This window comes from Phenylobacterium sp. (assembly GCF_036563285.1).
Lineage (GTDB): Bacteria > Pseudomonadota > Alphaproteobacteria > Caulobacterales > Caulobacteraceae > Phenylobacterium.
In genome coordinates, this window is sequence record NZ_DATCMR010000008.1 from 132,086 (window position 1) to 149,831 (window position 17,746).

Sequence of the window (17,746 nt, forward strand, 5' to 3'; positions counted from 1 at the left end):
TCGGGTCGGGCGAAGGGTCGGTGAAGCCCCTGAGCGCCCGCCGCGAAAGGCTCGCGGCCTAACGGGTCGCCCAGGGGCGGCTAAGCCCCAGCGAAAGGAGAAGCAGGCTGTCGAGCCGCGTGGTCATGGCCGCTTGGATAGCGAAACGGGCCGTCTGCCGCAAGTAAGTTGCGCAAAGCGCGGCCTTAGGCCGCCTGTTCGGCAAGAACCTTGCGCACGGCGGGCCGGGCGCGCACCCGCTCGCGGTGCTCGAACACCTTCGGGAACTGCCGGCAGTCGACCCCGTCGCCCTCCAGCCAGTCGGCGATGGTGAAGAGGTAGCCGTCGGCGACGGTGTACTGCTCGCCCATCACCCAGGGGCCCTTCAGGTATTCGGCCTCGATCAACCTGAAGCAGTCGGCCTCGTTCTGGGCGACCTTGCGCCGCATGTCCTCGAACGAGCTCTCCTCGCTGGCCCAGCGGTAGCCCCGGTGCTTGTGGGCGTGGGCCACGTGTACGGTGGAGGCTAGGTAGCTGTTGAGCGCCTGCATCTGGGCGAAGCCCCAGGGGTCTTCCGGCGCCAGCCGGGCTTCGGGATAGGCCTGGGCGACATAGGCCAGGATCGCCACGTTCTCGGTCAGCACGCCGCGTTCGGTCACCAGCGCCGGCACCCGGCCCTTCGGATTGACCGCCAGGTACTCCGGCGCGCGCTGGTCGCCGGCCGCGGTGCTCATGCGCACGACCTCGTAGTCCGCGCCGGCCTCCTCCAGCGCAATCAGCGAGGCCAGCGAGCAGGATCCTGTCGAATGGAACAGCTTCAGCATCACGCCTCGTCCTCGCGGGCCTTCAGCCACTTGCGGGCGTACCAGCCGATCACCAGCCACAGCGCGCCGATGCCGGCGATCAGCGCGATGTGCGAGCGGCCGCCCTCCCCCTTCAGCACCTGGATGATCGAGTTCCCCGCAAAGGCGGTGAGCGCGATCTTCGGGATGATGCCCAGCGCGGTGCCGAAGGCGAAGTCGCGCATCCGCATGGGCGTCACCCCGGCGGCCATGTTGACGACGATGAAGGGCGCCGACGGCACCAGCCGCACGATCAGGCTGGCGAAGAAGCCGTTGCGGCCCACCAGCTCCATGAACTTGCGCAGGCCCTCGCCCGAGAACGACTTCAGCGTCCGCGCGCCCGCCACCCGGCCGATGTAGAAGCCGATCATCGCCGAGACCATGGTCCCGATCCACGAGTAGGCGAACCCCGCCATCGCCCCGAACGCCACCACCGCGGCCGCGATCAGCATGAACTGCGGTATGCCCACGAAAGCCAGCAGGGCGAAGGCCGCCACCGCCACCGGCAGCGCCCATGGCCCGACCCCGGCCCCCATCCACTGCTCGACCGCCGCCTCGCCGTCGAAGCCCAGGAACTGGGCCCCGAACAGGAACACCACGCCCACGCCGCCGAACAGGACGAACGAGACCATGAGCGCGCGCCACGCCTGGGCGTCCATGTTCGACAGGAACTGCAGGATGCGGCTCATTGCGGCTGAGGTCGCCGATTGCGCGGGGACGGTCAAGACGACCGCGCCATTGCATTGTTGCGTGTTGCGTTCTTACGCAACATGGGCAAATTTGGGGGACTATCTGAAGAGAGAGTTCGCAGTGACCGCCTACGTCTTCGAAACCATCACGCCGGACGAAGCGATGACGATCCGGCCTGAGGACACGCTGGAATTCCGCTCCGCGCCGGCGAGCGCCATCGGCGTGACCTACAACAGCTCCACGGGCCTGCTGCAGATCGTGACCATCACCATCACGGCGGGTGGCCGGTCGGTGACCTTCAACACCACGGTGGCCGAGGTGAGCCAGCGCGGCGGCATCGTCGCGGCCGACGGCTCGAAGCTGCTGATCGGGGGCGGCGCCGACGACCGGCTGACCGGCGGCCAGGGGGCAGACGGCCTCTACGGCGGCTACGGGAACGACAGCCTGGACGGAGACCTGGGCGACGATCTGATCCAGGGCAACGCCGGCGACGACCTGCTCACCGGGGGCTTCGGCGCCAACGTGCTCTACGGCGGCAAGGGGAACGACACCCTGTTCGCCTCCGACACCGGCGAGACCCGCGGCGCCTTCGCCCACGGCAACCAGGGCGACGACGAGGTCTTCGGCGGCGGCGGCGGCGACACCCTGCTGGGCGGCCAGGGCGACGACCTGGTCGGCGGCCTCGGCGGAAACGACTACATCTCGGGCGACCTCGGCAACGACGAGCTGCACGGCGGGGCCGGCGACGACACCCTGGTCGGCGGCGCGGGCGACGACGTCATCCAGACCGGCGGCGGCGCCGACCTCGTGCTGGCCGGCGACGGCAACGACCGCATCGCCGTCTTCTACAGCGGCGGCGCCACCGTGGACGCCGGCGAAGGCCGCGACACCATCACCAGCGTCTCCCCCGGCCGCGACGTCCTGAAGGGCGGCGAAGGCGCGGACGTCTTCGAGTTCGTGCCCACCACCCGGCCCACCGAGGGCCAGGACGACATGATCCTCGACTGGTCCAGCGAGGACCGCTTCGCCTTCGGCCAGGTGAGCATCTATTCGATCCAGCCGCGGCAGTACTCGGAGTTCACGGCCGGCAGCTACCGCGAGGCGCTCTCCACGGCCAACGAGCACATCATGTTCACCGGCGCGCAGTACGTGGCCGCCCAGGTGGGCTCGGACGTGGTGGTGTTCGCCGACATCAACGGCGAGGCGGCGGACGGCGCCGACATCGCGATCGTGCTGGTGGGCCGCACGCTGACCGACATCAGCCTGGCGAACTTCTAGGCCCGCTGGTCCTACTTCGCGTCGGCTTCCTGCACCCGCGCGCCGGCCAGGATGTTCGTCAGAGCGTAGTTCCCCTCATGGCAGGCGACTTCGTAGATCGCCGCCTTCGTCGCCCGGAACACCGTCTCCCCCTGCACCGGCTGCTTGTAGCGGCCGGGGTTCGACAGGAAGAAGGCGTAGTGCAGCTCCTTCGGCCCGGTGCGGGTGAAGCGCTCGATCACCCTCAGCGTAGAGCGGTCTTCGCCCGGCCCGGGCGGTGTGGTCGCGTCGGCGAAGTTGCGGGTGTCGACGACAAGCGTGGCGCCCTCCCACCAGCCGACCGACTCGCCGTCCCGCGTGCGGATCGACGCAGGCGCGTGAGCCCCGCCCAGCCGCACGATGCGCGCGCTGTTCGCCCGCTCGGTCCGGATCACCACCGCGCTCGCCGTCTGCACGATCTGGAAGCCGTCGTTGGCGCCTCCGGACGACAGCGGCGGCGCGATGCCCGCCAGGCAGCGCTCCCCATCGGGCCGCACCTCTGGCCCCGAGAAATCGCCCCTGGTGCGCGCCTGCCGCGCCCGGTTCCCGGCCTGCGCCTCGGCTGTGAACGGTACGCGGCCGTCCGCCGGCGAGACGATCCACGAGCTGCGCGCCTGGCCGCGGACGCGCATCAGCGGCTCATCGGTCTCCCACCAGTCCGTCTCGTCGCCGCCGACCTCGTCCTTGGCCGCCTCCGGCGGCTTTCCGCGGCGCTGCCGTTCGTAGGCGGCGGCCTCGGCCTCGGGCACGATCAGGGTCTTGAAATCCGCCGGCCGTGCGTAGGGGGTCAGCGTGCTGGTGGTCCAGTCGCCTTCGAGGCTCGGCGCCGGCGCCGCCTGCGCCGCGGCCGCGGAGCCCAACGCCGTCGCTAGCGCTAGGCCGCGCAGCATCCTCCCTCCCCTGCTCTATCGCCCTTGATAGCGGCGCCCGGCCTCGGCGCGCAATGCAGCGGCAAAGGAGCGGCGGCCCACGGTAACCCAGGTCACATCGCCCCCCCGCGCAAGCGCCTAGGGTCCGCCGCATGGGAACCGCCGAACAGTATCGCGCCTACGCCTCGGAAGCCGAGCGCCGGGCCGCCGCCGCCAGGCGACCCGAAGAGCGCGAGGCGCACCTGCAGATGGCCCGCACCTGGCGGCAGCTGGAACAGTCCGTCACCCGCACCCAGAGCGCGTCGAAACCCGCTTAGCCCGGTTCCCCGCCGGGCCGGCTTGGGGTAGACGGGCGCCATGCCAGATTCAGGGTCTCCCATGTCGCTCCAGTCCGCCGCCCTTTCGCGCGTCAAGCCGTCCGCCACCATGGCGGCCGACCAGAAGGCGCGCGAGCTGAAGGCGCAGGGCCGCGACGTGCTCACCCTCGCCGCCGGTGAGCCCGACTTCGACACGCCGGACAACATCAAGGAAGCCGCCATCAAGGCGATCCGCGACGGCAAGACCAAGTACACCACCGTGGACGGCATCCCGGAGCTGAAGGAAGCCATCGTCGGCAAGTTCCAGCGCGAGAACGGCCTGACCTACAAGCCTTCCCAGGTGAACGTCTCGCCAGGCGGCAAGCCGGTGATCTTCAACGCCATGATGGCGACGCTGAACCCGGGCGACGAGGTGGTGATCCCGACGCCCTATTGGGTGAGCTACCCCGACATGGTGCTGCTGGCCGGCGGCGAGCCGCGGTTCGTGCCGACCAGCGCCGCCACCGGCTTCAAGGTGCAGCCGGCGGACCTTGAGGCGGCGATCACCCCGCGCACGCGCTGGGTGCTGCTGAACTCGCCGTCCAATCCTTCGGGCGCCGCCTACACCAAGGACGAGCTGCGCGCCGTCGCCGACGTCCTGCTGCGCCACCCGCACGTGTGGATCCTGACGGACGACATGTACGAGCACCTGGTGTTCGACGACTTCAAGTTCTGGACGATCGCCCAGGTGGAGCCGGCGCTTTACGAGCGCACCCTGACCATGAACGGCGTGTCCAAGGCCTACGCCATGACCGGCTGGCGGATCGGCTACGCGGCCGGACCCGAGCCGCTGATCAAGCTGATGGCCAAGGTGATGAGCCAGTCGACCTCCAACCCCTCCTCCGTCTCCCAGTGGGCGGCGGTGGAGGCGCTGAACGGGCCGCAGGACTTCATCAAGCCGAACGCCTGCAAGTTCCAGGAGCGCCGCGACCTGGTGGTCTCGATGCTGAACCAGGCCAACGGCCTGCGCTGCCCGACGCCGGAGGGCGCCTTCTACGTCTATCCGTCGTGCGAGGGCCTGCTCGGCAAGACCGCGCCCAGCGGCCGGACGATCGGCTCCGACGAGGACTTCGCCAACGAGCTCCTGGAAGCCGAGGGCGTGGCCGTCGTGTTCGGCGCGGCCTTCGGCCTGTCGCCGCACTTCCGCATCAGCTACGCAACCTCCAACGAATGCCTCGAGGACGCCTGCGGCCGGATCCAGCGCTTCTGCGCGAACGTCCGCTGATCGTGCGCGGCGCCGAGCCATGGCGCTGAAGACCGCCTGGCCCCGGCGGCGGCGCAATCCGCCGCCGGCGGGCGTCGCCGCCCAGCCGCCGGGTTTCACCGGCGTGCGCCTCGCGGTCGAGGACGATATCGAGGGGCTGACCAGCTTCTTCAGCGCCACCCCACCGCAGCAGGCGGACGGGACCGAGCGGCTGCGCATCCTGGCGCTGTCCGGCGGCGGCGCCGGCGGCGCCTATGGCGCAGGCGCCCTGGCCGGCCTCACGCGAGCCGGCGCCCGGCCGGTGTTCGACATGGTCACCGGCGTCAGCACCGGCGCCCTGATCGCCCCCTTCGCCTTCGTAGGCCCGGACTGGGACGACCGCCTGGCCGACGCCTACACCGGCGGCGCGCCGGAGTTCCTGGACTTGACGTCATACCGCCGCGGCCAGGCGCTCTACCCGAGCGACCGCCTCGCGGCCCTCGTGCGCCGCTACATCGACGCCGACATGCTGGCGGCGGTGGCCCAGACGCACGCCGCGGGGCGCCGGCTGTTCGTCGCCACGGCCAACCTCGACGCCCAGACCACCTCCATCTGGAACATGGGCGCGATCGCCAGCCACGGCGGCGATGCGGCCCTGACCCTGTTCACCGACGTGCTGGTCGCCTCGGCCAGCCTGCCGGGCGTGTTCCGGCCGAAGATCATCGCCACGGCGGCCGGCGAGGAGACCTACGACGAGATGCACGTGGACGGCGGCGCGATCAGTCCGCTGTTCGTGGTGCCGGAGCCGATGATCCTGAGGCGCGCCCAGCACTGGAACGTCGCCGGCGTCGAGGTCTACGCCCTCGTCAACACCACCCTGCACCCCTACCCGAAGACCACGCCTGTCGGCGCCCTGCCGGTGCTGGTGCGCAGCTTCGAGCTGATGCTGCGGTCCTCCTACCGCGGCGCCCTGCGAGCCGTCGCCGCCTTCTGCGAGATCAACGGCTTCGAGCTCCGCACCGCCAGCGTGCCGTCGGACTTCGGCGGCATGAGCATGCTGCGCTTCGACCGCACCCTGATGACGCGGATGTACGACAAGGGGCTCGCCATGGCCGAGGCCGGCGAGCTCTGGTCGGCTGCGCCATGACGCTCCTGTTCAATCCGCCCGGCGCCAAGCGTCGACCGGACCCCGGACGAAACCTCGTGCGTTAGCTTGGCGACGGAGGCCCCGCGGCGGCATGTCCAACCCCCTGACCATGAAGCTGGAGCAGTTCACCCGCCTGGACACGGCGGAACGGAACCGGCTGGACCAACTCCTCAACTTTCCGACCGAGACCTATGCCCCGCGGAAGGTGATCATCGAGCGGGGCGACAAGGTTCAAAACATCCACCTTGTGCTCAGCGGGCTTGCGATGCGTCGAAAGGAGCTGAGGGATGGGAGCCGCCAGGTGATGGCGTTCCTGATCCCGGGCGATCTCTGCGACGTGGAGGTGTTCGTGCTCCAGGCCATGGACCACGACATCGTGGCGGTCGCCGAGACCACCTGCGTCCTGATTCCGGCCGACACCATGGTGGAGCTGCTCACCGAGTCGTCCAACCTGACCTGGGCGATGTGGTGGGGCACGATGGTGGATTCTGCGATCCTGCGAGAATGGATCGTCGACCATGGCGCCCGCGACGCCCGGGAGCGCCTCGCGCACCTGTTCTATGAGATGCTCGTCCGCTACCGGGTGGTGGGCGCCACCACCGACAACAGCTATCCGTTTCCAGTCACTCAGGAACTGCTGGCCGATGGCCTGGGGCTGACCTCCGTCCACGTGAACCGCGTGTTGCAGGAACTCCGGGCCGAGGACCTCATCGAATTCGAGAACAAGGTCGTGACCATTCCCGACCCCGCTCGCCTGAAGAAGGCCGCCAAGTTCGAAGCCGACTACCTGCACCTCGTGCGGACGGAAGCCCGGGACGGCAAGGTCGCCGAACGCGCGGCCGACCTCGTGCCGATGCAGCGCCAGGCGGTGGTGCAACGTGCGGTGCGACGCGTGAAGGACCGCTTCTCGTCGCAAGATTGAACACCTGCCTGTGCTCTAACATAGGTTAGCGGCCGGCGGGCGTCCCTGGTTGGCTAGATCTTCTGCTTCCAGGCGGCTCTGGCCGCGTCCTTGGTTCGGTTGAGCATCACCTTGTCGTCCTCGACGCGGTCCACCCAGCTCAGCGGCACCATGTGGTGCTTCAGGCCCGCGCCCAGGTCGAGCTTGGACAGCTCGATCTCGTCGCCGACCAGGTGGTCGACCTTGCCCACGTGGCCGCCGTCGGAGCCGATGACCTCCATGTGCTCGTGGATGTCGGAAGGCTGCACCATCACCTGATCACCTCGTCGCTGTCGTGGGCCGGAAACGAGGAAGCCGCGGCCACGGTTGCGCGAGGCCGCGCGCGTGGCATCTTCGGCCAGTGACCGAGCCGATCAATTTCAACAAGGCCCGCAAGGCGCTGCACAAGCAGCAGGCCAAGGCCCAGGCCGCCGCCAACCGAGCGCGCTTTGGGCGGACCAAGGCCGAAAAGGACGCCGAGGCGCTGGCCGCGGAGAAGGCGCGGCGCGAACTGGAAGGCAAGAAGCGGGAGGAGTGAGCCCTCCCCTCACCGGTAGGACCGTAAGGGTTACCCCACAGCCCCGTCGCGCGCCTCGGGCGGGATCGCGTCGTATACGGTGGCCGGCGTGATGTTCAGCCGCCGCCGCGCAGTCTCCAGCGGCTCGGCCATGAGCTGCTCGTAGTCCTCGCCCAGCAGCCAGGCGGCGCGGCGGCCGCGCAGGAAGCCCTGCCAGATGGCCTTGCGGTAGGGATGGGTCGACGGCGAGCGCGAGGCGGCGCCGAGCGCGATCAGCGCCCAGCCGAGGCCCTTGGTCTGGGCGTAGGAGAACGCCACCAGGCAGGCTTCGCCGAGGGCGTCGCGGCCGTAGCCGGAGAGGATGTGCCAGATGTCGTGCACGTCGCGAGTGCGCCGGCCCATCCAGGCGTAGGGGTGCGGCTCCTCGATCTGCGCCAGCCCCTGGCGGCTCACCTCGGCGAGCCCCTCCGCCGAGAGTTGCTCGGAGCGGATGAAGGTGCGGTAGGCGGCGCCGACGGAGCCCTCCGGCAGGCTGTCCAGCCAGGCGTCGTCCATCAGCTTGCGGGCGAACTCCGCCCGCTCGTAGGCGATGCGCCCGCCGTTCGGGGTCGCCAGTAGGCGGTGGTAGGCCTTGGCCGTGGCGCTGCCGTTCAGGGCGCGCATGATCTCGAAGACCTGGGTGGTGTCTTCCTTGTCGGCCAGCAGCCGGCGCAGCGCCTTCAGCGCGTGCGCCCAGTCTAGCTTCGGCGCGCCGTTGCGGGGACGGCGTGCGGCGTCGATCGTGTCGGCGGCCATCGCCATGGGAGAATCCACCTCTGTCGAACCAGCTTCGGCTGTAAAGATGACGCCCCCGTCAACTTTTTTCAAGCCCGCTTTGATCCCGGCGCGTTTCCGGGCGACAACGCCGCATCATGCGCGCCCTGCGTAAACGCTCCGTTCTGCTGGCCGGCCACGCCACCTCCATCGCCCTGGAGCCCGAGTTCTGGGCCGTGCTGGAGCAGATGGCGGCCGCGCGGAACACCAGCCTGGCCGGCCTCATCGCCGCCATCGACGGCGAGCGGGGCGAGCGGGCGCTCGCCTCCGCCTGTCGGGTGGCGGCCCTGAGGTTCGCGCAAGGCCCCTAGGGCTTGTCGGGCGCAGGCTGGTTGGGGCCGTTGACAACGCCGGCGGGGGTCGCGGGCGCATCGCCGTTGGCCGGCGCCGCGGGCATGATCGACGGGCCCTCCGCCTGCGTCGGGTGCGTGCCGCCCTGCGGCGTCACGTCCTGGCCGTTGCGCTGGACCATCATGATCACGAACCAGCCCACCAGCAGGGCCAGCACGATCCACACGAGCGGCGGGATCCTGCGGCCGGTCTTCGGTGTGGTGGCGTTGCGCTGGTCGGTCATGGTCTTGTCCCTCGTTTCACATCAGGCTCCGGAGTCGAGCAGGCCGATGGCCAGGACGAAGGCCGCGACCACCAGCAGCCCCAGGATCCCCCAGAGCAAAGGCGGCACCTGCGGTCGTCGTTCATCCTCGTCCCGGCGCATCGGCATCCTCCCCTTCGCTCGCCTGTCATTTCGGTCTTGGTATCGGCGCGTCCGGCAGGCGCGGCGCGTCGGGCAGCTTGGGGACGAGATCGGCGGGCCGCGGCGCGGCCAGGTCGGCGTCGGCCGCGCGGTGCGCGTTGCGCCACCCGACCCACACCAGCCCCAGCACCACGAGCACCGCGAGCGCGATCACCCACGGCGCCCAGGACGGCATCGGACGTCTGACGCTTTCGGCCACGAGGAGTTCCCCTGCTCCGGAAGGGAAACGGAGCGGGCGCGGCGAAGTTCCTGAAACAAGCTTGGCTGTAGCGTCAGGCCGCCCGCGACGCTCCGAACTGCACCTTGTGCGCCGCGGCCTCGATGCCCCGCTTGAACCCGAGCGGGTCGGCGATCCGCGGGAAGCTGATGGTCGAGACCCCGGTGCCGGTGACGCTCACGGTGCCGTAGTTGAGCATCCGCCCGAGCACGCTCTGCTCCACGTTGATAGTCTCTATCTTCTCCAGCCGGTGCTCGACCACGGTCCGGCCGATCAGCCCGGTCTTGTGGATCAGACGCCGGTCGGTGGCGACCAGGTCGGTGCTCTTCTGGCCCAGCCAGATGGCGATCATCCAGGGACCGGTCAGCACGATCCCGAAGCCCAGCGTCGCCAACGTCCAGAACACCGGCGCGACGTAGCAGGTCCAGTGGAACTCGGCCCGCGCCGCGACGGTCTCGCCCGGCGCCAGCACCTCGTCGACGTAGGACTTCAACATGGCGGACCCTCCGACGCCCGCGACGCTAGCAGGGCCGCGCCCCGGCGCAACGGCATCTTCGCCGCAGCCGGATTGCTGCTAGGCTGGGGCCATGTTCGCCGACCTGCCGCCCGCGCCGCCGCCGATGACCGCGCAGGAGCAGTCCATGGTCATGTGCCTGAGCGTCGCCACGACCCTGCGCCGCGAGGACGTCGGCCGCCGGCTCTGGCGCGTCTATCTCGGCCGCCTGCGCAATCGCGACCCGATGCGCGACTGGGCCAGCCAGGCCAGGCCGCTCACGGAAATGCCGTACGGCGAGTTCATGGCCCACCTGCAGCGCTGCAATGCTGGCCTGCAGCCGCGGCGGCGAAGCGGCGACTGAAGACCGCACGCCGCGAGGGGAACGCAGCGCGAACACCTGGCTGTCCTCCCCGCCTTCCCATGTTAGACAGCCTGCCATGCCGCCGTCCGAATCCTTCGAGCCCCCCGCCCCGCGCGTGAGCGACCTCGCCCGCGCGGACGGCGGGCCGGCGCGCGACTACCTGCAGGGCCTGAACCCCGAGCAGCGGGAGGCCGTCGAGGCCACCGAAGGCCCCGTGCTGGTGCTGGCCGGCGCGGGCACGGGCAAGACCCGCGTCTTGACCACCCGGCTGGCGCACATCCTGGCCACCGGCCGTGGGCGGCCGTGGGAGCTGCTGGTCGTCACCTTCACCAACAAGGCCGCGCGCGAGATGCGCGAGCGGATCACCCACATCATCGGGCCCCAAGCCGAGGGGCTGCGCTGGCTGGGGACCTTCCACTCCGTAGCCGCCCAGATCCTGCGACGGCACGCCGAGCTCGTCGGGCTGAAGAGCAACTACACGATCCTGGACGACGACGATCAGGAGCGCCTGATCAAGCAGATCCTCGAGGCCGAGAACGTCAACACCAAGCGCTGGACGCCCCGCGCGCTCGCCGGCCTGATCGACCACTGGAAGAACCGCGGCTGGCGCCCCGACCAGCTGCCGGCGGCCGAGAACGCCCAGTTCGACAACCGCGGCCAGGCGCTCTACCGCCTGTACCAGGAGCGGCTGCGCATCCTGAACGCCTGCGACTTCGGCGACCTGCTGCTGCACAACCTGACCATCTTCACGGCCAACCCGGACGTGCTGGCCGAGTACCACGACCGGTTCCGCTACCTGCTGGTGGACGAGTACCAGGACACCAACGTCGCCCAGTACCTGTGGCTGCGGCTGCTGGCGCAGAAGCGCCAGAACGTCTGCTGCGTTGGCGACGACGACCAGTCGATCTATGGCTGGCGGGGCGCCGAGGTGGACAACATCCTGAGGTTCGAGCGCGACTTCCCGGGCGCCAAGGTGGTGCGGCTGGAGCGCAACTACCGCTCGACGAGCCACATCCTGGCGGCCGCATCGGGCCTCATCGCCGCCAACAAGAGCCGGCTCGGCAAGACCCTGTGGACCGAGGCCGAGGGCGGCGAGAAGGTGATCGTCCGCGGCGTTTGGGACGGCGAGGCCGAGAGCCGGCTGATCGCTGACGAGGTGGAGCGCGCCAGGCGCTCGGGCCGCAAGTACCGCGACATGGCCATCCTGGTCCGCGCCGCCTTCCAGATGCGCGCCTTCGAGGAGCGCTTCGTGCTGCTGCAGATCCCCTATGTGGTGATCGGCGGGCCCCGGTTCTTCGAGCGGGCCGAGATCCGCGACGCCGTCGCCTACCTGCGGCTGATCTTCTCCGAGGATGACGACCTGGCCTTCGAGCGGATCGTCAACACGCCCAAGCGCGGGATCGGCGACACCACCGTCCAGAAGCTGCTGCACATCGCCCGGGTGAACGGCGTGCCCGCCAGCACGGCTGCGCGCCAGCTGGTGCTCACCGACGACCTGCCGGCCCGGACCCGCACGGCGCTGGCCAACTTCCTGCGCGACCTGGACCGCTGGCGGCTGGAGGCCGGCCGTATCCGCCACTTCCAGCTCATGGAGACGGTGCTGGAGGAGAGCGGCTACACCGATGCGCTCCGCCTCGACCGCAGTCCGCAGGCCCAGGGCCGGCTGGAGAACCTCAAGGAGCTCGTCAACGCCATGGGCGAGTTCGAGACCCTGCAGGGCTTCCTGGAGCACGTCTCCCTCGTCCTCGACCTCGACAGGTCGTCGGGCGGCGACAGCGTCCAGATCATGACCCTGCACCAGGCCAAGGGGCTGGAGTTCCCGCTGGTGTTCCTGCCCGGCTGGGAGGAAGGCATCTTCCCGTCTCAGCGTTCGATGGACGAGAAGGGCGAGAAGGGCCTCGAGGAGGAGCGGAGGCTCGCCTACGTCGGCATCACCCGCGGCCGCGAGGAGGTCCGCGTCTCCTTCGCCGCCAACCGCCAGGTCTACGGCCGCTGGACCAGCCAGCTGCCCTCCCGCTTCGTGGACGAGCTGCCGATCGCCAACGTGGAGGCCTCGTCTGAGACCGGCTACTACGGCGGCGGCCCCGGCATGCAGCAGCACGGCTCTCGCTGGGACGAGAGTCCCTCCTTCGGAGCAGGATACTCCTCCCCCGGCTGGAAGCGCGCCCAGGCGCAGGGCTACCGCGGCTCCCACCCCGGCCGGCAGCAGGTGATCGAGGGCGAAGGCCGCCTCGTCGCCGTCTCAGAGAGCTCCGCGGCCAGCGACTACAAGCGCGGCGATCGCGTCTTCCACATCAAGTTCGGCTACGGCGCCGTGACTTTCGTGGAAGGCAACAAGCTCACCGTCGCCTTTGAGAAGGCCGGCGAGAAGAAGGTCATCGACAGCTTCGTGGAGCGGGCCTAGCTGTCGCGCCCGCGGCGGAACAGGAAGGTCGCCAGACCCGCCACGATGGCCACGCCGCCGGCGATCATCGCCACGGCGCCGAGGTTCTTAGGCGGCGCGGGAACGCGCTGCAGGGCCTGCCTGGCGCGATTCTTCCAGGCCTCGGCGTGGCTGCCCGGACGTGGCTCTTCCTCGCGACGATCCGCCGGGCCTTCATGCAGCGCCGGCTGCGCGTGGGTCATGGCGTCGGGGGCGGCGTAGGGTGGCGGCGGGGGCGCGGGCATGTCGAGGTCGGCGTCGATCTCGCCGGGCGGCTCCAGCGCACCGGCGGCTTCCAGGGCCGCTGGCGAGATGTCGCTGCGGCGGAAGGTGACCACGCCGGTCGAGGGATCGACATCGCCGGCTTCCCAGCCGTGCTCGGTCCACGCCCTCACATGGTTCTTCTCGCCGTCCCGCCACCAGGCCTTGCCGCTGCGGGCGCCCTTGGGCAGCGGGAAGCCCAGCATTTCCTCGATCTCGGAAAAGCTCGTCTGCCACTGCTGGAAGTCGAAGCCGCGCAGCCGCTCGGAAAGGGGTTGGTACTTGCTCATTTGAGGTCTCCCGCGGCCTCAACGCTCAAATGGCGCAATTGGCGCCACCTTGGCCCTGAACCAACGCGCCCGTCACGCGCTTAGGCCGCGGAACCGGATGATCGAAGACTAAGGCCGTGCAAGTGAAGTCGCTGTTTACCGGAGTTGGCATGGCCGCCGTGGCAGGGCTGCTGCTGGGCGGCGCGATGAAGCCGAACCTGCGCGGCGACGACCGGCCGGAAGGCCCGCAGATCTTCGCCGGCTGGTCCGGGGTGCGCTCCACCGGCCCGTTCGACCCCGGCATGACCTTCGCCGACTACCAGGGCCAGATCCCTGACTATGTGGTCGGCACCGACTGGAAGGCGGCCTACGCCTGGCGCGACGACATCGCCTACGAGCCCGCGCCGGTGCGCGACTATTACGAAGAGAGCCGTGAACAACCCCGGGAGTACGCCCGCTCGGACTTGCGCTGGCAGGAGCCGCCGCGGGCCGAGCCTCTCTACCCGTCGATCAGCGGCGGCGTGGCGTATGAGGCCTCCGCCCGTGTGGCCGAGGCTCCGCCGCCTCCCCCGCCGCCCGAGGAGGCGCACATCGACGATGACGCGCCGCCCGAGGCCACCGGCGACACCTCGCCAGCCGTCTGAGCGCTTCTCCCCTCGCATTCGGTCACGCCCGCCGCTAGACGGGCGCGCATGAGCGAAGACGCCGTCCAGATCACCGCCCGCGGCCCCCGCGCGCAGGCCGAGGCCGCGGCGGCGGCGATCGACGAAACGCCAAGCACCGAGACGGTCACCTACTCCATCCTGGAGGAGGACGAGGACCGCGACGTCTGGCGCATCGACGCCTTCCCGACCTCCGAGGAGGAGCGCCGCGGGCTTATGGAAGTGCTGGGCGGCTTCGGGGCCCTGAGGGTGGCCACCGAGAAGCTCGCCGACGCCGACTGGCTGGCCATGTCGCTGTCGGGTCTGCCGCCGGTGCGGGCGGGCCGGTTCTTCGTCTATGGCGCACACGACCGCGGGCTCGCGCCGCCGTCGAGCGTGAACCTGCGCATCGAGGCCGGAGCGGCGTTCGGCACCGGCCACCACGGGACGACGGTCGGCTGCCTGCAGGCCTTCCACGATCTGCTGCGCGCGCAGAGCTTCCCGAAGGTGCTGGACGTGGGCTGCGGCACCGGCGTGCTGGCGATCGCCGCGGCGCGGACGGGCTCGCGGCTGGCGGTCGGCACCGACATCGACCGCGTCTCCGTGCGCATCGCCAACGAGAACGCCGCGCTGAACCAGGCCACGGCCCATTTCGTCCACGCCTCGGGGCTGGACCATCCGCAGGTGCGCGGCGGCAGGCCCTACGACCTGGTGTTCGCGAACATCTTGGCCCCCCCGCTGGTGGCCCTGTCGCAGGACATCAGGCGGGCGCTGCGGCCTGGCGGGCTCGCCATCCTCTCCGGCCTGCTGCGCACGCAGGAGCGGCGGGTGCTGGCGGCCTACACCTCCAAGGGCTTCCGGCTGGTGCGCCGCCTGCACCGCGACGCCTGGGCGACCCTGGTGCTGCGCCGCGCCTGAAGCGGAACCGCTTCAATCAAATGACGTTTCGCTCCTAACGGCCGAGCTTCGGCCGGCAGGAGCACCGCCATGTCCGACGATCAGGTCGAGCGCACGATCATCACCGACGAGACCGGCGCCGTGCGCCAAGAGGTCGTCCGGGTGCGCGAGAACTCCACCGGCTGGTGGGTCGCCGCCCTCATCGGGCTGATCGCCATCATCGGCGTCTTCTTCGTGGTGACGGCCAACACCGGGACCACCGAGGCCGAGCTGCAGGCCGCACGCGAGCAGGGCATGGCCGAGGCGGCGCTCGCCAATGCCACGGCTGACGCCCAGATGGCCGCGGTGCAGGCCAGCCAGGCCGCCCAGTCGACGATGGACTCCACCGCCCGGGCCAGCGAGATCGCGGCCGCGAACGCCCAGGCCGCAGCCCAACAAGCCGCCCAGCAGGCCGCGCAGACGGCCCAGAGCGCCGCGGAGGCTGCCCAAAATGCGGCGACCAGCGAGCCGCTTCCGGAGTAGTCAGCCGACGATCTTTGCCGCGGCGAGCGCGTCCATCCAGTGGCGCTCGCGGCGCTTGAGCATGTCGTCGCGCCCGAGCCGCGTCAGGTCCTCGTCCTCGATCACCTCCAGCACCTCGTAACTGAAGGCCTCCGCGCCGTACTCGCGCCACGCGGCCTGCAGCGCCTTGTTCACGTGGCTCCCGAGGCGGAGGCTGAAGAAGAGGGAGTTCTGCTGGGCGTGGAGGTTGCGCGACAAGCCCACCCAGGCTTCGCCGCTGGAGGCGCAGCGCACCACGTAGACCCCCGTCGGGATCCTGCGCTCCTTGTAGTCGCGCACGGCGGATCGGCGGCTCTGCTTGTCCATGGCTGCTGGCTACAGAGCACCAAAGAAGCTGTCAATTTGATCCGGGTAAAATAGCCGCTTCAGAGGCTGCGGCCCTTTGCCCTCCGCGCCGGGACGGACTACATCCAACCCATGCGCCAGACCTTCGACGAAAGCACCGATCCGTCCTTCGGGGCCAAGCACGTGCCCCTGATCCGCCAGGCCATGGCCGAGCAGGGCCTCGACGGCTTCCTGATCCCGCACGAGGACGAGCACCAGAACGAATACCTGCCCGCCGCCAACGATCGGCTGGCCTGGGCCACGGGCTTCACCGGCTCGGCCGGGGCCGCGGTGATCCTGAGGGACAGGGCCGCCGTCTTCGTGGACGGCCGCTACACCATCCAGGTCCGCGACCAGGTCGACCAGAGCCTCTTCGAGATCCGCGATCTCGTGGACGGCGGCGTGCCGGCCTACCTTGAGCAGGCCGCCGCGCCCGGCCAGGCGATCGGATACGACCCGCGCCTGCACAGCCCCGACGCGCTCTACCACCTCAAGACGGCCGCCGCGAAGGCGGGCGCCGAGCTTCGGCCCGTCACGCCCAATCCGCTCGACAAGGCCTGGGGCGAGGCGCGCCCACCGCAACCCACCGCCCCTGTCGTGCCGCACCCTCTGGAGTACGCCGGCGAGGACTCTTCCTCCAAGCGCCACCGTATCGGTGAAAGCCTGGCCGCCCGGGGCGCCGAAGCCGCGGTGATCACCGCGCCCGCCTCCATCGCCTGGCTGTTCAACATCCGCGGCGGCGACGTCATCCGCTCGCCCCTGCCGCTGGGCCAAGCCGTGCTGAACGCCGACGGCTCGGCGCGGCTGTTCCTGGACCCGCAGAAGGTAACCCCGGAGCTGCCGGCCTGGCTCGGCAACGAGGTCCGCCTCGAGACCAGCGAAGACCTGCCCCAGGCGCTCACCGAGCTGCGGGGAAAGCGGGTGGTTGTCGATCCCGCCCAATCCGCGTCCTGGTACTTCGAGGCGCTCAGCGGCGCCGGCGCCGAGGTGCTCCGCGGCGACGACCCATGCGCCCTGCCGCGGGCCTGCAAGAACCCGGTCGAGATCGAGGGCACGCGGCGCGCCCACGCGCGGGACGGAGCGGCGCTGTCGCGCTTCCTCCACTGGCTGGCGACCGAAGGCCAGGTCAACCCGCCGGACGAGATCGAGGCGGTCACGAAGCTGGAAGGCTTCCGCGAGGAGACCGGCGCGATCAAGGACCTCAGCTTCGACACCATCGCCGGCGCGCTGGGCAACGGCGCCATCTGCCACTACCGTCCGACGCGGAAGAACAACAAGCGGGCCACGATGGGCAGCCTCCTGCTGGTGGACTCCGGCGGCCAGTACCTGGACGGCACCACCGACGTCACCCGCACGGTGGCCATCGGCGAGCCCACGCAGGAGATGCGCGAGCGGTTCACCCTGGTGCTGAAGGGCCACTTGGCGCTGTCGCGGGTGATGTTCCCCGCCGGCACCACCGGCTCGGCGCTGGACGCCCTGGCGCGCGTGCCGCTGTGGAGCCATGGGCTCGACTACGACCACGGCACTGGTCACGGCGTCGGCTCGTACCTGGGCGTCCACGAAGGCCCGCAGCGGATCTCCAAGGCGCCGAACACCGTCGCCCTGCGGCCGGGGATGATCGTCTCCAACGAGCCGGGCTACTACAAGGAAGGCGAATACGGCATCCGCATCGAGAACCTGCAGGTGGTCACCCAGCCGCAGGAGATCAAAGGCGGCGAGCGCCCCATGATGGCGTTCGAGGCCCTGACTCTCGCGCCCATCGACCGGCGGCTGGTCGTCAAGGAGATGCTCACCGACGAGGAGCGCCACCAGTTCGACGCCTACCATGCCCGCGTGCTCGGCGTGGTGGGCCCCCAGGTGCCGGCCGACGTCCGCGCCTGGCTGGAAGAGGTCTGCGCCCCGCTGTGACCC

24 protein-coding genes are annotated in these 17,746 nt (G+C 70.2%); 13 read left to right on the forward strand and 11 right to left on the reverse strand.

All coding sequences use genetic code 11. From position 1 onward, the window contains the following. Positions 1 to 185 precede the first annotated feature (185 nt). Together VIL76_RS08925 and VIL76_RS08930 are read right to left on the reverse strand one after the other, a co-directional pair. Positions 186 to 803 carry a glutathione S-transferase family protein gene (locus VIL76_RS08925; protein WP_332044670.1) on the reverse strand — a complete coding sequence of 206 codons (618 nt, stop codon included), beginning with the start codon at positions 801 to 803 and terminating at the stop codon, positions 186 to 188. Continuing rightward, positions 803 to 1,510 (reverse strand): TVP38/TMEM64 family protein, encoded by a 708-nt coding sequence (locus tag VIL76_RS08930; RefSeq protein WP_332044671.1) that lies wholly within the window; start codon positions 1,508 to 1,510, stop codon positions 803 to 805. Before VIL76_RS08930 ends, VIL76_RS08925 begins: the two co-directional genes overlap by 1 nt. Positions 1,511 to 1,631: 121 nt before the next feature. Here VIL76_RS08930 and VIL76_RS08935 point away from each other — a divergent pair, with 121 nt between their 5' ends. Further along, entirely contained in the window at positions 1,632 to 2,789 is a 1,158-nt protein-coding gene (locus tag VIL76_RS08935) for a hypothetical protein (RefSeq protein ID WP_332044672.1), read from the forward strand. 11 nt (positions 2,790 to 2,800) lie between these two features. On the opposite strand, the gene VIL76_RS08940 is transcribed toward VIL76_RS08935, so the two are convergent. Beyond that, complete coding sequence (locus VIL76_RS08940; protein ID WP_332044673.1) at positions 2,801 to 3,697, reverse strand: hypothetical protein; 897 nt, start codon at positions 3,695 to 3,697, stop codon at positions 2,801 to 2,803. A 131-nt stretch (positions 3,698 to 3,828) separates the two neighbouring features. Here VIL76_RS08940 and VIL76_RS08945 point away from each other — a divergent pair, with 131 nt between their 5' ends. From VIL76_RS08945 to VIL76_RS08960, 4 genes are all read left to right on the forward strand, one after another. Then, a complete protein-coding gene (locus tag VIL76_RS08945; RefSeq protein WP_332044674.1) occupies positions 3,829 to 3,993 on the forward strand; it encodes a hypothetical protein in 165 nt (54 codons plus the stop codon). A 61-nt stretch (positions 3,994 to 4,054) separates the two neighbouring features. Next, complete coding sequence (locus VIL76_RS08950) at positions 4,055 to 5,257, forward strand: pyridoxal phosphate-dependent aminotransferase (protein ID WP_332044675.1); 1,203 nt, start codon at positions 4,055 to 4,057, stop codon at positions 5,255 to 5,257. 19 nt (positions 5,258 to 5,276) lie between these two features. Further along, entirely contained in the window at positions 5,277 to 6,362 is a 1,086-nt protein-coding gene (locus VIL76_RS08955; RefSeq protein ID WP_332044676.1) for a patatin-like phospholipase family protein, read from the forward strand. Positions 6,363 to 6,453: 91 nt separating this feature from the next. Next, positions 6,454 to 7,284, forward strand: coding sequence for a Crp/Fnr family transcriptional regulator (locus VIL76_RS08960; RefSeq protein ID WP_332044677.1), 831 nt, complete (start codon positions 6,454 to 6,456; stop codon positions 7,282 to 7,284). 53 nt (positions 7,285 to 7,337) lie between these two features. On the opposite strand, the gene VIL76_RS08965 is transcribed toward VIL76_RS08960, so the two are convergent. Then, positions 7,338 to 7,574, reverse strand: a complete 237-nt coding sequence (locus VIL76_RS08965; protein ID WP_332044678.1) for a DUF2171 domain-containing protein — start codon at positions 7,572 to 7,574, stop codon at positions 7,338 to 7,340. An 89-nt stretch (positions 7,575 to 7,663) separates the two neighbouring features. Between VIL76_RS08965 and VIL76_RS08970 the strand changes: the two genes are divergently transcribed. Further along, positions 7,664 to 7,840: a DUF4169 family protein gene (locus VIL76_RS08970; protein WP_332044679.1), complete on the forward strand. Its 177-nt coding sequence runs from the start codon at positions 7,664 to 7,666 to the stop codon at positions 7,838 to 7,840. A 30-nt stretch (positions 7,841 to 7,870) separates the two neighbouring features. Here the strand turns inward: VIL76_RS08970 and VIL76_RS08975 are convergent, their stop codons facing one another. Then, a complete protein-coding gene (locus tag VIL76_RS08975) occupies positions 7,871 to 8,620 on the reverse strand; it encodes a Coq4 family protein (RefSeq protein ID WP_332044680.1) in 750 nt (249 codons plus the stop codon). Between the two features lie 110 nt (positions 8,621 to 8,730). On the opposite strand from VIL76_RS08975, the gene VIL76_RS08980 reads away from it, so the two are divergent. After that, a complete protein-coding gene (locus tag VIL76_RS08980; RefSeq protein ID WP_332044681.1) occupies positions 8,731 to 8,943 on the forward strand; it encodes a ribbon-helix-helix domain-containing protein in 213 nt (70 codons plus the stop codon). On the opposite strand, the gene VIL76_RS08985 is transcribed toward VIL76_RS08980, so the two are convergent. The 4 genes from VIL76_RS08985 to VIL76_RS09000 form a co-directional block, all read right to left on the reverse strand. Next, complete coding sequence (locus VIL76_RS08985) at positions 8,940 to 9,206, reverse strand: hypothetical protein (RefSeq protein ID WP_332044682.1); 267 nt, start codon at positions 9,204 to 9,206, stop codon at positions 8,940 to 8,942. The genes VIL76_RS08980 and VIL76_RS08985 overlap by 4 nt on opposite strands. A gap of 21 nt (positions 9,207 to 9,227) precedes the next feature. Further along, positions 9,228 to 9,353, reverse strand: coding sequence for a hypothetical protein (locus VIL76_RS08990; RefSeq protein WP_332044683.1), 126 nt, complete (start codon positions 9,351 to 9,353; stop codon positions 9,228 to 9,230). A gap of 19 nt (positions 9,354 to 9,372) precedes the next feature. After that, positions 9,373 to 9,585, reverse strand: coding sequence for a hypothetical protein (locus VIL76_RS08995; protein ID WP_332044684.1), 213 nt, complete (start codon positions 9,583 to 9,585; stop codon positions 9,373 to 9,375). 73 nt (positions 9,586 to 9,658) lie between these two features. Next, positions 9,659 to 10,099: a PH domain-containing protein gene (locus tag VIL76_RS09000; RefSeq protein WP_332044685.1), complete on the reverse strand. Its 441-nt coding sequence runs from the start codon at positions 10,097 to 10,099 to the stop codon at positions 9,659 to 9,661. A 91-nt stretch (positions 10,100 to 10,190) separates the two neighbouring features. Between VIL76_RS09000 and VIL76_RS09005 the strand changes: the two genes are divergently transcribed. After that, complete coding sequence (locus VIL76_RS09005; protein WP_332044686.1) at positions 10,191 to 10,460, forward strand: hypothetical protein; 270 nt, start codon at positions 10,191 to 10,193, stop codon at positions 10,458 to 10,460. Between the two features lie 76 nt (positions 10,461 to 10,536). Continuing rightward, positions 10,537 to 12,864, forward strand: coding sequence for an ATP-dependent helicase (locus VIL76_RS09010; protein WP_332044687.1), 2,328 nt, complete (start codon positions 10,537 to 10,539; stop codon positions 12,862 to 12,864). On the opposite strand, the gene VIL76_RS09015 is transcribed toward VIL76_RS09010, so the two are convergent. Beyond that, complete coding sequence (locus VIL76_RS09015) at positions 12,861 to 13,433, reverse strand: DUF7662 domain-containing protein (protein ID WP_332044688.1); 573 nt, start codon at positions 13,431 to 13,433, stop codon at positions 12,861 to 12,863. The genes VIL76_RS09010 and VIL76_RS09015 overlap by 4 nt on opposite strands. Before the next feature lie 149 nt (positions 13,434 to 13,582). Between VIL76_RS09015 and VIL76_RS09020 the strand changes: the two genes are divergently transcribed. The 3 genes from VIL76_RS09020 (at position 13,583) to VIL76_RS09030 (ending at position 15,472) form a co-directional block, all read left to right on the forward strand. Then, a complete protein-coding gene (locus VIL76_RS09020) occupies positions 13,583 to 14,056 on the forward strand; it encodes a hypothetical protein (RefSeq protein WP_332044689.1) in 474 nt (157 codons plus the stop codon). A gap of 48 nt (positions 14,057 to 14,104) precedes the next feature. After that, positions 14,105 to 14,971, forward strand: coding sequence for a 50S ribosomal protein L11 methyltransferase (locus VIL76_RS09025; RefSeq protein WP_332044690.1), 867 nt, complete (start codon positions 14,105 to 14,107; stop codon positions 14,969 to 14,971). 69 nt (positions 14,972 to 15,040) lie between these two features. Continuing rightward, positions 15,041 to 15,472 carry a hypothetical protein gene (locus VIL76_RS09030; RefSeq protein ID WP_332044691.1) on the forward strand — a complete coding sequence of 144 codons (432 nt, stop codon included), beginning with the start codon at positions 15,041 to 15,043 and terminating at the stop codon, positions 15,470 to 15,472. On the opposite strand, the gene VIL76_RS09035 is transcribed toward VIL76_RS09030, so the two are convergent. Further along, positions 15,473 to 15,817 (reverse strand): GIY-YIG nuclease family protein, encoded by a 345-nt coding sequence (locus VIL76_RS09035; protein WP_332044692.1) that lies wholly within the window; start codon positions 15,815 to 15,817, stop codon positions 15,473 to 15,475. 111 nt (positions 15,818 to 15,928) lie between these two features. On the opposite strand from VIL76_RS09035, the gene VIL76_RS09040 reads away from it, so the two are divergent. Then, complete coding sequence (locus tag VIL76_RS09040) at positions 15,929 to 17,743, forward strand: aminopeptidase P family protein (RefSeq protein ID WP_332044693.1); 1,815 nt, start codon at positions 15,929 to 15,931, stop codon at positions 17,741 to 17,743. The last annotated feature ends 3 nt before the right edge of the window (positions 17,744 to 17,746 follow it).

Bases quoted from the DNA above. Each gene is read 5' to 3' on its own strand.
- VIL76_RS08930 (WP_332044671.1), bottom strand. From the start codon at position 1,510: ATGAGCCGCATCCTGCAGTTCCTGTCGAACATGGACGCCCAGGCGTGG.
- VIL76_RS09005 (WP_332044686.1), top strand. From the start codon at position 10,191: ATGTTCGCCGACCTGCCGCCCGCGCCGCCGCCGATGACCGCGCAGGAG.
- VIL76_RS08950 (WP_332044675.1), top strand. From the start codon at position 4,055: ATGTCGCTCCAGTCCGCCGCCCTTTCGCGCGTCAAGCCGTCCGCCACC.
- VIL76_RS08945 (WP_332044674.1), top strand. From the start codon at position 3,829: ATGGGAACCGCCGAACAGTATCGCGCCTACGCCTCGGAAGCCGAGCGC.
- VIL76_RS08960 (WP_332044677.1), top strand. From the start codon at position 6,454: ATGTCCAACCCCCTGACCATGAAGCTGGAGCAGTTCACCCGCCTGGAC.
- VIL76_RS08985 (WP_332044682.1), bottom strand. From the start codon at position 9,206: ATGACCGACCAGCGCAACGCCACCACACCGAAGACCGGCCGCAGGATC.
- VIL76_RS09000 (WP_332044685.1), bottom strand. From the start codon at position 10,099: ATGTTGAAGTCCTACGTCGACGAGGTGCTGGCGCCGGGCGAGACCGTC.
- VIL76_RS09040 (WP_332044693.1), top strand. From the start codon at position 15,929: ATGCGCCAGACCTTCGACGAAAGCACCGATCCGTCCTTCGGGGCCAAG.
- VIL76_RS09025 (WP_332044690.1), top strand. From the start codon at position 14,105: ATGAGCGAAGACGCCGTCCAGATCACCGCCCGCGGCCCCCGCGCGCAG.
- VIL76_RS08940 (WP_332044673.1), bottom strand. From the start codon at position 3,697: ATGCTGCGCGGCCTAGCGCTAGCGACGGCGTTGGGCTCCGCGGCCGCG.
- VIL76_RS09020 (WP_332044689.1), top strand. From the start codon at position 13,583: ATGGCCGCCGTGGCAGGGCTGCTGCTGGGCGGCGCGATGAAGCCGAAC.
- VIL76_RS09010 (WP_332044687.1), top strand. From the start codon at position 10,537: ATGCCGCCGTCCGAATCCTTCGAGCCCCCCGCCCCGCGCGTGAGCGAC.
- VIL76_RS08980 (WP_332044681.1), top strand. From the start codon at position 8,731: ATGCGCGCCCTGCGTAAACGCTCCGTTCTGCTGGCCGGCCACGCCACC.
- VIL76_RS08990 (WP_332044683.1), bottom strand. From the start codon at position 9,353: ATGCCGATGCGCCGGGACGAGGATGAACGACGACCGCAGGTGCCGCCT.
- VIL76_RS08965 (WP_332044678.1), bottom strand. From the start codon at position 7,574: ATGGTGCAGCCTTCCGACATCCACGAGCACATGGAGGTCATCGGCTCC.
- VIL76_RS08955 (WP_332044676.1), top strand. From the start codon at position 5,277: ATGGCGCTGAAGACCGCCTGGCCCCGGCGGCGGCGCAATCCGCCGCCG.
- VIL76_RS08975 (WP_332044680.1), bottom strand. From the start codon at position 8,620: ATGGCGATGGCCGCCGACACGATCGACGCCGCACGCCGTCCCCGCAAC.
- VIL76_RS08925 (WP_332044670.1), bottom strand. From the start codon at position 803: ATGCTGAAGCTGTTCCATTCGACAGGATCCTGCTCGCTGGCCTCGCTG.
- VIL76_RS09030 (WP_332044691.1), top strand. From the start codon at position 15,041: ATGTCCGACGATCAGGTCGAGCGCACGATCATCACCGACGAGACCGGC.
- VIL76_RS09015 (WP_332044688.1), bottom strand. From the start codon at position 13,433: ATGAGCAAGTACCAACCCCTTTCCGAGCGGCTGCGCGGCTTCGACTTC.
- VIL76_RS09035 (WP_332044692.1), bottom strand. From the start codon at position 15,817: ATGGACAAGCAGAGCCGCCGATCCGCCGTGCGCGACTACAAGGAGCGC.